Annotated in this window: 11 protein-coding genes; 4 read left to right on the top strand and 7 right to left on the bottom strand. The window is 64.1% G+C overall.

From position 1 onward, the window contains the following. Positions 1-96: 96 nt before the first annotated feature. Complete coding sequence (locus BMF89_RS01305) at positions 97-516, top strand: pyridoxamine 5'-phosphate oxidase family protein (RefSeq protein ID WP_253190641.1); 420 nt, start codon at positions 97-99, stop codon at positions 514-516. 23 nt (positions 517-539) lie between these two features. On the opposite strand, the gene BMF89_RS01300 is transcribed toward BMF89_RS01305, so the two are convergent. Then, entirely contained in the window at positions 540-1421 is an 882-nt protein-coding gene (locus BMF89_RS01300) for a universal stress protein (protein WP_078105277.1), read from the bottom strand. A gap of 61 nt (positions 1422-1482) precedes the next feature. Then, on the bottom strand, positions 1483-1926 hold the full coding sequence (locus tag BMF89_RS01295; RefSeq protein ID WP_078105276.1) for a pyridoxamine 5'-phosphate oxidase family protein: 444 nt from the start codon (positions 1924-1926) through the stop codon (positions 1483-1485). A 194-nt stretch (positions 1927-2120) separates the two neighbouring features. On the opposite strand from BMF89_RS01295, the gene BMF89_RS01290 reads away from it, so the two are divergent. Beyond that, positions 2121-2369 carry an SHOCT domain-containing protein gene (locus BMF89_RS01290; RefSeq protein WP_139359494.1) on the top strand — a complete coding sequence of 83 codons (249 nt, stop codon included), beginning with the start codon at positions 2121-2123 and terminating at the stop codon, positions 2367-2369. 18 nt (positions 2370-2387) lie between these two features. On the opposite strand, the gene BMF89_RS01285 is transcribed toward BMF89_RS01290, so the two are convergent. Further along, the gene (locus tag BMF89_RS01285) at positions 2388-4796 is read right to left on the bottom strand and encodes a phosphoketolase (protein ID WP_078105275.1); all 2409 of its coding nucleotides are present in this window, start codon (positions 4794-4796) and stop codon (positions 2388-2390) included. Positions 4797-5047: 251 nt separating this feature from the next. Here BMF89_RS01285 and mgtA point away from each other — a divergent pair, with 251 nt between their 5' ends. Next, the gene (gene mgtA, locus BMF89_RS01280; RefSeq protein ID WP_078105274.1) at positions 5048-7735 is read left to right on the top strand and encodes a magnesium-translocating P-type ATPase; all 2688 of its coding nucleotides are present in this window, start codon (positions 5048-5050) and stop codon (positions 7733-7735) included. Here mgtA and BMF89_RS01275 read toward each other — a convergent pair. Then, complete coding sequence (locus BMF89_RS01275; RefSeq protein WP_078105273.1) at positions 7722-8903, bottom strand: acetate/propionate family kinase; 1182 nt, start codon at positions 8901-8903, stop codon at positions 7722-7724. The two genes, mgtA and BMF89_RS01275, sit on opposite strands and share 14 nt — an antisense overlap. A 176-nt stretch (positions 8904-9079) precedes the next feature. Here BMF89_RS01275 and BMF89_RS01270 point away from each other — a divergent pair, with 176 nt between their 5' ends. Beyond that, positions 9080-9937, top strand: coding sequence for a universal stress protein (locus tag BMF89_RS01270; RefSeq protein WP_078105272.1), 858 nt, complete (start codon positions 9080-9082; stop codon positions 9935-9937). 20 nt (positions 9938-9957) lie between these two features. Here the strand turns inward: BMF89_RS01270 and BMF89_RS01265 are convergent, their stop codons facing one another. Genes BMF89_RS01265 through BMF89_RS01255 form a run of 3 tightly spaced genes read right to left on the bottom strand, consistent with a single transcriptional unit; the run spans position 9958 to position 13473 of the window. After that, the gene (locus BMF89_RS01265) at positions 9958-10416 is read right to left on the bottom strand and encodes a universal stress protein (protein ID WP_078105271.1); all 459 of its coding nucleotides are present in this window, start codon (positions 10414-10416) and stop codon (positions 9958-9960) included. Between the two features lie 32 nt (positions 10417-10448). Beyond that, positions 10449-12350: a heavy metal translocating P-type ATPase gene (locus tag BMF89_RS01260; protein WP_078105270.1), complete on the bottom strand. Its 1902-nt coding sequence runs from the start codon at positions 12348-12350 to the stop codon at positions 10449-10451. A 55-nt stretch (positions 12351-12405) separates the two neighbouring features. Next, positions 12406-13473, bottom strand: coding sequence for a zinc-dependent alcohol dehydrogenase family protein (locus tag BMF89_RS01255; RefSeq protein ID WP_078105269.1), 1068 nt, complete (start codon positions 13471-13473; stop codon positions 12406-12408). Positions 13474-13483 lie beyond the last annotated feature (10 nt).

The following is a 13483-nucleotide window of genomic DNA, read 5'->3' as shown; positions in this document are numbered from 1 at the left end:
GGCCCTATTGGATAGCGCGGGCGGCGTGCATGCTGGAATGGCTTGGTATGCCGCAATCGAAAGGACCGAACCATGTCACCGGATACCGCAAACCCCGTGGAGGTCCTGAACGAGGAAGAATGCTGGAATATCCTTTTGGGTGCGACGCTCGGGCGGTTGGCATTGAGCATCGCCAATGAACCCGAGATCTATCCGATCAATTTCGTTGCCCACGACCGAAAAATTCTCCTCCGGACCAATCCCGGGGAGAAGCTGTTCGCGCTCACGATCAACGACAAAGTTGCGTTCGAGACGGACGGGGTCGGTAGCGAATCGGTCTGGAGTGTGGTGGTTAAAGGCAGGGCGCGGCAATTGGAATCCGGTGCCGAGATAGAAGCCGCCGAGAGGATTCCGCGCCAACAATTGACCTCTACCAAGAAGCGGGTTTTCGTTGAGATCATCCCGACGTCCATCACCGGAAGGCGCATTCACCGGGGGCCGGAAAGTGACGAGCTGGCCCCTGGCGACTTGTACTGAACAGCACCTGTTCACAGGAGATCTCAGCTGGGCCGGCGCACAACCAGGACCGGGCAGCTGGCGTGATGAAGCACAGCGTGGGCGGCCGAACCGATGGTACCCCGAATGAGTCCGCGTCCTTTGGTCCCGACGACGATGATGGAGGCATCCTGAGCCTCCGCCAGAATCGTGCCCGGAATTGATGAGCCGATCGGAGAGCGTATCTGGAGATCAAGGCCCGGAACTGATTCTTGGGCATTCCGCGCCGCGGAGTCGAGAACCGCCTGGACGAGGAGATCTGCTTGGTCTTGAGTCGGGGTGCCCGTGTTTTGGAGATGGCGTGGAACCCAGTGTTCCTTCCGGACGTGCACCACTCGAAGGGCTGAACCCGCCAATGCAGCCAGGGTGCAGGCGTGCCGAAGCGGTAGTTCCCAGTCGTCGACGTCGACGCCGACGACTACCGGCCCGCCGGGGTGTTCTCCGCGGCGGATGACGGCAACCGGGCAATCGGCTGTTGCCGCGAGCTCCAGGCTGACGGAGCCGATCAGCAGTCCCTTGAATCCCCCTGCGCCCCGGGTGCCGGTAACGAGCAGCGCGGCACCGGAGGAGAGGGTCCTGAGGTGTTCGGCCGGCCATCCAAAGAGCAGCGTCGTTTTGACAGCCAATCCGGGAACCGTGTCATGGACCTGTTCCACGCCATCGGTCAGAATGTCCTCCGCAGCGATGTCCTCCGCCGCCCGTCGCAACCCGCTGCCTTCGACGCCCGGCATCGGACCGGGCTCGGGGGTCATTGCCGGCCACAGGGAACTGTGGACCAAGTGGAGTCTGCAGTTCCGCTGAGCCGCCTGGCGGGCAGCCCAGCGGACGGCCGGGACAGCCGCGGCGGACCCGTCGTACCCAACGATGATTTCTTCCGCGGTATCCATGGTCTCCTTGCCCGTGAGCGTGTATGAAACCGGAATGGCTCCGGGCTCACTTTCGATGGGCTCACTCCAGATGCACGTGGCGTCCGGTGACCCTGTGTGCCTGGATCCGGATAAAGAGGTTCCGTGCTCCACCGGCCCACGGCTCGGCCATGACCCTTCCCCATAGCCGGGTCAGCAGGTCCTGGTCCTCAACACGGGATGAGGCTCCACTGACCAGTACCGACCAACCTTCGGCCCGATCGGCACGTGAATCGTCTATTTGAAAGGACGACCCGAGCGACGGGACTGCCTCGGCGATGGATCCATCTCCCGCCGTACGGAAGTAAATGGACTGGCCGTCGACCAGGTAATTCACGGGGAGGATTACCACCCTGCCTTGCTCAACAAAGCCAAAGCGGCCGGTGGTGTTTGAACGCAGGAGATCCCAGCACTGTTCCTGGCTGAGTTCTTCCGCGACGTGCAGTCCGCCGTCAACGCGGCCTGCGTCCATGCTCGGGAGTGACATGCCTGCTCCTATATTCGATCGTCCGGGACACGATCGCGGGTATGAAGACCCGCAACTCCCTGCAGCCTATTGAGCGCCCTTCTCCTGCTGTAGGGCCGAAAGACCCGGCGGTGTGACTAAATGCCCTGTGGGAGGGATCAGAAACGGGCGACACTGGATGCAGGTACGCAATCGAATTCAAAGGGAGATTGGCCATGATGTGGGGATGGGGTGGAAACTTCGGCACCGGCGGCTGGATTGTCATGGGGCTGATGATGTTGTTGGTCTGGGGTGGCATTGCCACCTTGGTGGTCCTCCTGCTGCGGGGAAACCACTCGGTCGGACGGGGTTTCCAAGGGCCACCCGATGATTCCGAGCGTATCCTCAATGAGCGGTTCGCCCGGGGAGAGATCGACGAAACAGAACTCACGGTTCGCCGGGCTGCTCTCAGGCGCCGAGAATGACCGCCTCTCACACAGACGTCAGGGAACGGGCGGTGTCCAGACCCAGTCCCGGATTTCCGGGAGGTCTTCGAAGTGCTCCAGGATGTAGCGCGTGTGCGCATCCAGCTGCCTGCGGCAGAAGTCGACGAGTTCATCCGCGCCCATGACTTGCCGGTGAACACGGCGCAGCGCTTCGAGGACCAGGTGGTAGCGGCTCATCTTGTTCAGGACCACCATGTCGAAGGGGGTGGTGGTGGTGCCTTGTTCGTTATAGCCGCGGACGTGGAACCGCTCCGGGCGGGGTCTTCCATGCAGGAGTTGGTGCAGAGCCCGGGCGTAGCCGTGCCAGGCCATGATGACTTCTCCGTCTGCCGTGAACAGTTCTTCGAACTTCTCACCGGACAGGCCGTGGGGGTGGGTGTCCCGGGGCGGCAAAATCATGGCATCCATGACGTTGACAACGCGGACCACGAGTGCGGGCAGATGCTCTTGCAGCAACCAGGCTGCGGCCAGCGTCTCCTGGGTGGGGATGTCCCCCGCGCAGGCCAGGACGACGTCGGGCACTGCCCGGGCGCCGTCGGTTTGCTCGTTCCCGGCCCAAGACCAAATGGACGCTCCTGCCGCGGCATGGCGCCTTGCCTCCTCCAGGGTGAGGTACTGCGGGTGCGGCTGTTTGTCCACGACCACCAGATTGACGTAGTCCTTGCTGCGCAGGACGTGGTCGGCGGTGACGAGGAGGGTGTTAGCGTCCGGTGGCAGGTAGACGCGGGTGACCGTCCCTGACAGGGACAGCACCGTGTCGATCAGTCCGGGCCCCTGGTGGCTGAAGCCATTGTGGTCGTTGCGCCAGCAGGTGGAGGTCAGGAGAATGTTCAGGCTCGGCACGGGGGCATGCCATTCAAGTTCCCGCGCATGCTGGAGCCATTTGGCGTGTTGGACGGTCATCGACGCGCTGACCATCGCGAAGGCCTCATAACTAGCGAAGAGTCCATGGCGGCCCGTGAGGAGGTATCCCTCCAGCCAGCCCTGGCACAGGTGTTCGGAGAGGACTTCCATGACCCTGCCGCCCGGCGCGACATGGTCTTCGGCCAGGGCATGGTCGAAGGCCCTGGCCGGTTCCAGGAGGCAGCGGTCGGTGGCCTCGAAGACAGCCCCGAGCCGGTTGCTGTTGGTTTCGTCAGGGCAGAAGAGCCGGAACCGGGGATGGTCGGCCGTAGCGATGTAGATGTCCCGGAGCAGTTCACCCAGGGGCCTGGTGGTCTCGTGGATGCTCGATCCCCGCGGGGAAGCCGGCACCGCGTACCGTTCCAGCTCGGGGATCTCAAGGGCAGTCCCGGTCCCGCCCCGGCCTGCACGGGCTGCGCCCATGCGGAGGCTGCCCTCCGGAGCAAGCGCGGCCAATTCGGTGACGAACCGGCCTGTGTTGTCGAAGAGGGATTCCGGCCGGTACGAGCGCATCCAGGCCTCCAGCTGGGCCAGGTGTTCAGGATTCTCGCGGACGTTTGCCAAGGGCACTTGGTGCGAGCGAAAGGTTCCTTCGACGGGGACCCCGTCCACCACGGCTGGCCCGGTCCACCCTTTGGGCGTCCGCAGGATGATGGCAGGCCACGGCGCCGGGCCGTGCACGCCCTGGCTGCGGGCCGTGGATTGCAGTTCGCGGATGCTCCCATACGCCCCGTCCATCGCTGCGGCGAGGGCGCGATGGACAAATCGGGGATCGTCGCCGGAAACCGTCACCGGATCCCAGCCATGGGCCCTGAGCAGCGCCTCGACGTCCTCGTCAGATCTCCGGCCGAGAACGGTGGGGCCAGAGATCTTGTACCCGTTCAGGTGGAGTATCGGCAGCACGGCGCCGTCCCGGGCCGGATTGAGGAAGGATGGCGCTTTCCATGATGCTTCCAACGGGCCGGTCTCGGCTTCGCCATCGCCGATGACGCAAGCGACGATCAGCCCGGGGTTGTCCATGGCCGCGCCGGTGGCGTGCATCAAGGAGTAGCCAAGCTCGCCTCCCTCGTGGATGGAACCGGGAGTGGCCGGACCAACATGGCTCGCGATCCCGCCCGGCGTCGAAAACTGCCGGACAAGACGCCGGAGTCCTTGGAGGTCCATCCCCACCTTGGGATAGATCTCCGAGTAGGTTCCCTCCAGATAGAGGTTCGCGACGACGGCGGGACCGCCATGGCCCGGACCCGCAACGAAGAGGACCTCCGCTGAGGTCCGCCTGATGAGCCGGTTCAAGTGGGCATAGATCAACGACAATCCGGGGCTGGTTCCCCAGTGCCCAAGGAGCCGGGGCTTGATGTGGTGGGGGAGCAGCGGCTCCCGCAGCAGGGGGTTTTCCTGGAGGTAAATCTGGGCCACCGTAAGGTAATTGGCTGCGGACCAGTACCGGTTCAGTAGCTCGAAGTCCTCGCTCGACGCTTCCGTAACGGAGGTTCCGGTTTCCATGGGTTTGCCTCTTCCGGGGTCGACGGCGTGCCGAATGCACGCGTCTGTGGTGCCTGGGCTGTTCTGGTCTTCACGGTGTCAGATGCACGGCCGGGGCGGTTAGGGCCATAGGGCCCTAGGCTGCGCCGCTGTGGCAGTCTCCATGCAGACGGATCTCCTCTAGAGCACGCGCGGGCTCCAAGTACCTTTCCCAAAGCCTTACCCTTATCCCGGGGCGACTCCCTCAGTCGACGCATTCGAACGGATACGGCATGTCAGATATCAACGTCAAGGAACGGCACTCAATCCAGCTGCCGATCAACGAGGCCGCATGCCTTCCTCTCGACCAAGTGCTCGAACACCTCGGCTCCGACCCAACCGGCCTGCCAAACCAAGAAGCCGCCGCGCGCCTTGCAGAACTCGGCCCGAACGCCGTGCGGACCCACCGGGCCAACGGCTGGGCGGTGTTGGGGCGGCAGTTCGCCAGTCCCATCCTCATCCTGCTGATCATCACGGCCGGCCTGTCCCTGTTCCTGGGCGATGCCACCAATTCGATCGTGATCGGCGTGATCCTCCTGGTCAGCGTGGGCTTGGGCTTCACCAACGAATTCCGCGCCGAACGCGCCTCCGAAGCCCTGCACTCCCGCGTGACCCACCGCGCCACTGTGCTGCGCGACGGAACCACGCAGGACGTCAACGTCACCGGTCTGGTGCCCGGCGACGTCGTACACCTTAGTTTGGGCGCCATCATCCCCGCCGACATCCGCCTCCTCAGCACCAAGAACCTCCTCTGCGACGAAAGCATCCTGACGGGGGAGTCCCTGCCAGCCGGGAAGGATCCGGCTCCTGTGGCGCCCGGCTCGTCCCTGGGCGACCTCGCCTCCTGCATCTTCATGGGAACTGTCATCCAGTCCGGCGGCTGCACGGGCGTCGTGGTAGCGACCGGGGCCCGCGCCGAATTCGGCCGTATCGCGCTGGGCCTGGGAGAACGCCAGCCCCAGACCGAATTCCAGCTCGGGCTGAAGCGGTTCTCGTTCCTGCTTTTGCAGGTGGCTATCGGGCTCACCACGCTGATCTTCATCGCGAACCTGCTGCTGCAGCGCCCGCTCGTCGAGTCGCTGCTGTTCTCCCTCGCAATCGCCGTCGGCATCACGCCGCAGCTGCTGCCCGCCGTCGTGAGCACCAGCCTCGCTACCGGCACCCGCCAGCTGGCCCGGCGGAAAGTGTTGGTCAAACGACTGGTCTGCATCGAGGACCTGGGTGACATGGACATCCTGGTCACCGACAAAACCGGCACCCTCACTGAGGGACGCATCAGTTTCACCGGAGCGCTGCCCGCCTCACCGGAAGTGTCCGACGTCGAACTCGTCACCTTGGGTCTGCTGGCCACTGAAACCGACTATGCCGAGGCCAAGCAATCCACGGCCGGGCAGAACCCGCTCGACGCTGCACTGTGGGAAAGCACCGGGGCCGCAGCCTTTGATCCCGCCCGCTTCGAGCGCCTCGACCTGATCGACTTCGACCACCAGCGCCGCCGCACCAGCGTCCTCGTGCGGGAAGCCGGCGGCCCGGCACGTCTGGTTACCAAGGGCGCCCCGGAAGACGTCCTCGCCCTCTGCGGGCGGACGCCGCCGAATGTCCAGGCCATGCTGGATGAACAGTTCGACGCCGGATCGCGCGTCGTCGCGGTGGCTACCCGCCCCGCCGCGGGGCTGAGCAAGATCACGCCTCCCGACGAAAAGGACCTCGTCCTCGCAGGGTTCCTCGTTTTCCTCGATCGCCCCAAAGCGAACGCGAAAGAGTCACTCGAACGGCTGGCCACGCTGGGCATCTCCGTGAAAATCGCCACCGGAGACAACGCCAAAGTCGCCGAAAAAGTCTGTTCCGAGCTCGGCGTGATTTCCGGTGGAACGCTTGTCGGCGCGGACGTTGACGCTCTGTCCGATACCGAGCTGGCCGCCGCCGCCCGGCGAGCCACCATCTTTGCGCGTGTCTCGCCCGAACAGAAGGCGCGGATCATCACCCTGCTCCGCCAAAGCGGCGGAGCAGTGGGCTTCATGGGCGACGGCGTCAACGACGCCCTGGCCCTTCACAAAGCGGACATCGGGATCTCCGTGGACAGCGCCACGGACGTCGCCAAGGACGCTGCCGATGTGGTCCTTTTGGAAAAGGACCTGGGCGTCCTTGCCGAGGGCGTGATGGAGGGCCGGAGGATCTTCGCGAACACCATCAAATACGTGCTGATGGGAACGTCCAGCAACTTCGGCAATATGTTCAGTGCCGCCACGGCGTCGGTGGTGCTGAGTTTCCTGCCCATGCTGCCGGGGCAGATCCTGCTCAACAACCTGCTCTACGACAGCGGCCAATTGGCCATCCCGGGCGACCGCGTGGACAAGGAACAGCTGCTGGCACCCTCGCACTGGAACATCGCCTTCATCCGGCGCTTCATGTTCCTTTTCGGGCCGATCAGCTCAATCTTCGACTTTGCGACCTTCGCGCTGATGCTTTTTGTCTTCAACGCCGTCCCGGGGGAGTTCAGGGCGGGCTGGTTCATCGAATCCATCGCCACGCAGACACTCATCATTTTCGCCATCAGGACCCGGCGGGTCCCGTTCCTGCGAAGCCGTCCTTCCGTTGGCCTGCTGAGTGCATCCTTGGGCGTGGTGGCCGCGGGGATTTTCCTGCCACTGTCACCGCTGGCGGGCCTGTTGGGCTTCGATCCTTTGCCGGTGCCGTTCTTCCTCGCTCTGCTAGGGATGGTGGTCATCTACATGGTCATGGTGGAATTCGCCAAGAGCTTGTTCTTCTCCCGCGCCGCGCAGCAGTTGCCGGGCGTGCCGACGCGGATCCGGCGTCGGCCGGCTAGCCACCACATCTCCCGCCGCGCCGCCCGCTTCAGCGCACCGGTTGTCGCGGTTGTGCCAAGGCGTCCCGTGCGTCGGCGGCCTAAGGGTCAATAGCGGCGGCCCGTTGACACGCCGGATCATCCGAAAGAACGACGGCGGCTGTCGCCTCCGCGATAGCCCGTTCCTCGTCGCTCGGGACGACCAGGACAGGAAACCTTGATCCGTCGGTGCTGATGATGCGGACGCCGGTTTCGTCAGAGCGGTTCCTGACCTTGTCGATGAAGAGGCCGAGGGGTCCGAGCAGCGAGATGACCTGGGACCTGAACTCACCGGAATGTTCGCCGATACCGCCGGTGAAGACCAAGGCTCCGGCCCCGCCGACCACCATGTTGTAGGCCGCGATGTACTTGGCCAGCCGGTAAGCGGCCATGTCCGAGGCGAGGATCGCACGGGGATTCCCGTGCCGCACACCGTCCTGGATTGAGCGCATGTCGGCTGATCCGGTCAGGCCCAGCAGACCTGCTTGATGGTTGAGGAGGTCATCGATCTCGTCCGGTCCAAGGCCTCTGCGCTGCAACAGCGTGACAATGGACGGATCAAGATCACCGGACCGGGTACCCATGACCAACCCCTCCAGGGGGGTCATGCCCATGGATGTGTCCACGCTGCGGCCCTCCCGAACAGCGGTAACCGAGGCGCCGTTGCCAAGGTGCGCCACTACCGCATTCAACGAGCCCGGCGGGACCCCGAGATACGTCCCTGTATCGCGGCAAACCATCTCCACGGAGATCCCGTGGAAACCGTAGCGCCTGATCCCGTATTTCGTATGGAGCTCCTCCGGGACGGCGTACCGGGAGGCATGGTCGGGAATCGTACGGTGAAAGGCCGTGTCGAAAACGGCTACCTGCGGCGTGCTCGGCCAACGGGCGGACGCGGCACGCATGCACGCCACGCTTGCCGCGTTGTGGAGCGGCGCAAACTCACCCAGTTCCTGGATGGCATCCAGGACGGTCCGGGTAACGCAGACCGGAGAACTGAAGCGATCCCCGCCGTGGACCACCCTGAACCCGATTGCGTCTGGGCGTTCCCCCTCCGTTATGTCCCGGACGGCGGCATCGATCTCGTCGAACACGTTGCCAAGGAAGACGGGATCCAGCGTGCCCCCTTGCGTGCCGTCGATGGCCCGTTCCAGCAGGATCCCGGGCTTAACTTCAGATGTCCCGATTCGACGCAGGTGGTACTTCAAGGATGAGGAACCTGGATTCAATACAAGGATCAGCACGCCGATGTCCTTTCACGAAGACAGCGCGGTACCGGGCATTGGAACGCGATACCCCTCAGGGAACATAACCCGGAAACTGCGTGCGCTGGGAGGGTCTTCCGGCCCTTGCATGTCACCTTTGCAGCCGACGAAACTGGGGAGAGATTGCCGCTGGTTCCAGGAAGGCACGTGCGCTCGTGAAGAAGAATATTCTCGTTGGTGTCGACGGGTCCGCGGTCGGCAGTGCTGCCGTGGACTGGGCCGCCGAACGGGCCAGGGATCTGGGACTTCAGCTCAACCTGGTCCATGCCGTTCCTGAGCCATGGGCGTTCCCGGAGAAGGCTCTCCACGACGCCGCGACCGCACAAGCCAAGGACCTGCTGAAAGGCGAGGCAGCAGGGGTCACCGCGCGGTTTCCCTCCCTTGGGGTAGTTACGACGCTCAGTTCCGGAGAGCCCGCCGAGACCATGCGCAAGCTTTCTGCGGACGCGGAAATGGTCGTCGTGGGAACGGACAGGCGCCCCGGCAACCACGGCGAAGGATTTGGTTCCGTCAGCTTTCAGATCGCGGTCATCAGCCATTGCGCTGTCGCCATTGTGCCTGCGCGTTCAACGCGTGAGTCATCCGGCGTAGTGGTTGGTGTCGATGGCTCCCTGGACTCCGAGCTCGCCGTCGAGTGTGCCGCTGACGAGGCACAGCGGATGCGGCAGGAACTCGTGATCGTCCATGCTGGTAGCGGCCGTGATCCTGCCGCGTCAGGGAGACCGGGGCGCGGGACCGGGGCTGCAGAATCTGGGCTCGATGGGCACGCGCTGTTGTCCAAATCGGTCAAGGGCCTGGAGGAGCGGCACCCGGGTTTGGCCATACTCAAGATCCTGGACCTTGAGCGCGCGCCGGCGGAAGCGCTCCTGGACGCCGGTGCCCGTGCGCGGCTGCTGGTCATGGGCTGCAAAGGAAGAGGCGGTGCCCGCGTGCTGGTCGGCTCCGTGGCTCAGCACGTGCTACTCAATGTCCGGTGCCCGACGCTGATAACGCGTCCCGCCTTGCCAAAATAGCCGCCGGGCGTGCCGCGCCATCAGGTACTTTCAACCTCTTGGCCTACCAGCAGCACGGGGCACTGTGAGTGTGCCGCGCACGCCCGGCTCACGGAACCGATGGCCTGGCCCAGGAACCCGCCTACGCCGTGGCGGCCAACGATAAGGAGTTGGGCGTTCCGGCTCTCCTCGACAAGGACTTTGGCCGGTGCCCCGAACTTGACTGTGATGCTCAGGTTTCCGGGCCTCTCCGCAAAAGCCCGATCCAGCGCTTGTTCTACCAATTGCTTCGCGGATTCCTCCAATTCGCTCGTGAATTTGCTGATCCCTTGCTCCATGCGCGAAGAAAAAAAGAGATCCGGCATGCCGACACATGTGATGGCTTCAAGCGGCATGTCCAGCCGTTCAGTCATCCGCCCTGCCCATCGCAACGCTGCAGACGAGTACTCGGAGCCGTCCACTCCCACAATGATCCGATTCGACGATGGTTCTGTGTTCATTGCTCCACCCTGTCCGGCAGGCGGCTGGCAGGCTAGGGCCGAAAGTCACGGTCCAGTTTTCGGAGCTTCTCAAGGGGAACACGCCCCGTCGATTCGACCCCCGGCATCCGGCTATGCCCCAAGGCCCGGAGCGCATTCAGGATCGTCGCGAGATCGACCAACTCCTGCAGGAGAGCCCCGGCCACTGCCGGCACGAAGCCGTATGCCGCAGCCGCCATCAACCCCACGCTCAGGAGAATGCCTGTCCAGATGCTGGTGCGGGCGATGTGAATGGTGTGCCGGCCGATGTCGACGGCAGCGGCCACCTTGGATAGGTCATCGAGCATGATGACGACGTCGGCAGATTCGCTGGCCGCGGTTGCTCCCCGGGCACCCATTGCTACACCGACGTCGGACGCGGCGAGGACGGGTGCGTCGTTGACTCCATCGCCGACCATCAGGACCGGTCGATCGTTCAATTCGGCGACGGCGGCCACCTTGTCGGCAGGCAGGCAATCGGCCAGGATCCGTGTTATCCCGGCTTCGGCCGCAATATGTGACGCGGTGGAACGGGTATCACCGGTCAGGAGCATGGTTTCCCGCACGCCGAGCCGTCGCAGCGCGGCCAAGGTAGCCACCGCGTTTACCCGCAAAGGGTCGCTCATGATCAGCGTTCCGGCGAAGCGCCCGTCCACGCCGACGTAGATTCCAAGTTGTCCGCTGGCCACGTCTGCCTTTTCAAATCCGCTCGTCGCCGAGCCCACAAAGGCCGCTTTGCCGACCACCACGGTCTGGTTCCCGCAGACAGCCGTCACACCTTGGGTCGCATGCTCGCTGGCGCTGCTGACCGGAAGTAGCGGCAGGCCGCGGGATCGTGCTGCATCGATCACGGAGGCCGCCAGCACATGGGAGGAAGACTGTTCAGCGGACGCTGCGAGTTGCAGTATCCGAGCGGCGGATAGGTCTTGGGCGGCGGTTGGGGAGACCTGTATCGCGTGCAAGGCGGGACGGCCGTGGGTGAGTGTCCCGGTCTTGTCGAAGACAGCCGTCCTGACGCGGGCGAGCTGTTCGAGGGTGCCGGCATTCTTGATGATGATCCCCGAGCGGGCTGCCCTGCTGGTACCGGCAAGGAACGCCACAGGTGCTGCGATCAACAAGGGACACGGTGTCGCAACGACGAGCACCTGGGCAAACCGTTCTGGATCGGCACTGAAGTACCAAGCGATTCCGGCCAGCAGAAAGGCGAATATCGTGAAGGGAACGGCGTATCGGTCGGCAAGCCTGACGGTGGGGGCGCGGCTCGCCGCAGCTTCTTGGACGAGGGCCACGATCCGGCCGTATTGGGAATTCGCGGCGGTGGCGCTTGCAACCATGCGAATGGCTTCTTCGCCGTTGACGGCGCCGCTCAGCAGGGGGTCGCCGGTCTGGTGCTCAACCGGCAGGCTCTCGCCGGTCAGGGAGGACTCGTCGAAAGTCCCGGCGGGGGAGAGCAGGCGTCCGTCTACGGGAACGATTTCGGAGGGTTTGACCAACAGCGTGTCTCCGGCACGGACACTCCCTGCGGGAACCTCTTCCACAGGGTTGCCCGGGGTCTCGCGGTGCGCGGTCCGGGGAGCCCGCTCAAGGAGGGCTTTCAGCTCGTGCGTAGCCCGTCCGTGGGCAAATTCCTCCAGCGCGTCTCCCCCCGTGAGCATCAGCACGATGATGAGTGAAGCAATGTATTCGCCCACCACGAGCGTGCTGACGATCGCCGTTACGGCCAGCAGGTCGATGCCCCACCGTCCTCGGAACAGATCCCGCAGCATGGACACGGCACGGTATCCGGCCACGGCCAGGGCATAGATCGTCGCTGTAGTTTGTGCCGCGGCCGGCTGTCCGAGGCCCAGCACTAGCCCTACGCACGCTCCTGCGAGCATCGTGGCGGCTACCAGCGGAAAACGCCGGATTGTGTCCATCGGAACCGCCGCTCTTGGTTGCCTTTTCAGGGAAGGAGCTTCAGCCGGTGTTTGCCTACTGGTGGGATTCCCGGCTGAGAATGACCTTCAGTGCGTGTGTTTCAGCCGCCCTGGAGAAGGTGTCGTAGGCATCGATGATCTGTGCCAGGGCGAAGTGGTGCGTCGCGAATTTCTCGGCGGGGATCTTGTGCTGGGCCACCAGCCTCAGCAGCATCGGGGTCGTGTTGGTGTTGACGAGGCCCATACTGATGTTGATGTTGCGGATCCAAAGGTCCTGGAGGCGCAGTTCAACTGATTTCCCGTGCACGCCGATGTTGGCCACATTCCCGCCGGGGCGGACAAGGCGCAAGGCCATGTCGAAAGTATCCGGGATTCCGACTGCTTCGATGGCGACATCCACGCCTGCGCCGTCGGTGTAGGACATGACGTCGCTGATCCACGCTGGACCGGAGGGGTTTACGGCCCCTGTTGCGCCGAACTCCCGGGCCCGGGCAAGGCGCCCTTCGTCCGGATCGATGGCGATGATCGTGGCGGCGCCGTGGAGGCCTGATGTGGCTATCGCGGCGAGGCCGATGGGGCCCGCGCCGACCACGGCGACGACGTCGCCTGGCTTGATGCGACCGGCTTGGACTCCGATTTCAAACGCCGTGGGCAGGATGTCGGAGAGCATGACGGCTTGGTCGTCGGTGACACCTTGGGGCAGTTTGTAGAGCGAGTTATCCGCGTACGGGACACGCACGTACTCGGCTTGGGTGCCGTCAATGAGATGGCCGAAGATCCAGCCGGTTCCGGCTTGGCCCTCCTCCCCGGAGCAGTGCGAGTAGAGGCCCTTCTTGCAGTTGCCGCAGTGGCCGCAAGACTTGATGCAGGAAACGAGGACGCGGTCTCCGGTCCTGAACCCGGTGACGGAGGAACCTACTTCGGTGACCGTTCCGACACCCTCATGCCCGAGGACCCGTCCCTCCTGAACGGCCGGAACGTCGCCTTTGAGGATATGAAGGTCCGTCCCGCAGATTGTGGTGGTATCGATGCGGACGATGGCGTCGGTTGGATGGATGACGAGGGGGTCCGGAACGTCGGTCCACGACTTTTGTCCTGGTCCGCCATAGACGAGTGCTTTCATGATTGATCCA

It is taken from the genome of Arthrobacter sp. SRS-W-1-2016 (assembly GCF_002009585.1).
GTDB classification, from domain to species: domain Bacteria; phylum Actinomycetota; class Actinomycetes; order Actinomycetales; family Micrococcaceae; genus Arthrobacter; species Arthrobacter bambusae_A.
The sequence above is the reverse complement of the archived record's forward strand: the minus strand, read 5'-3'. Positions and strand labels throughout refer to the sequence as shown.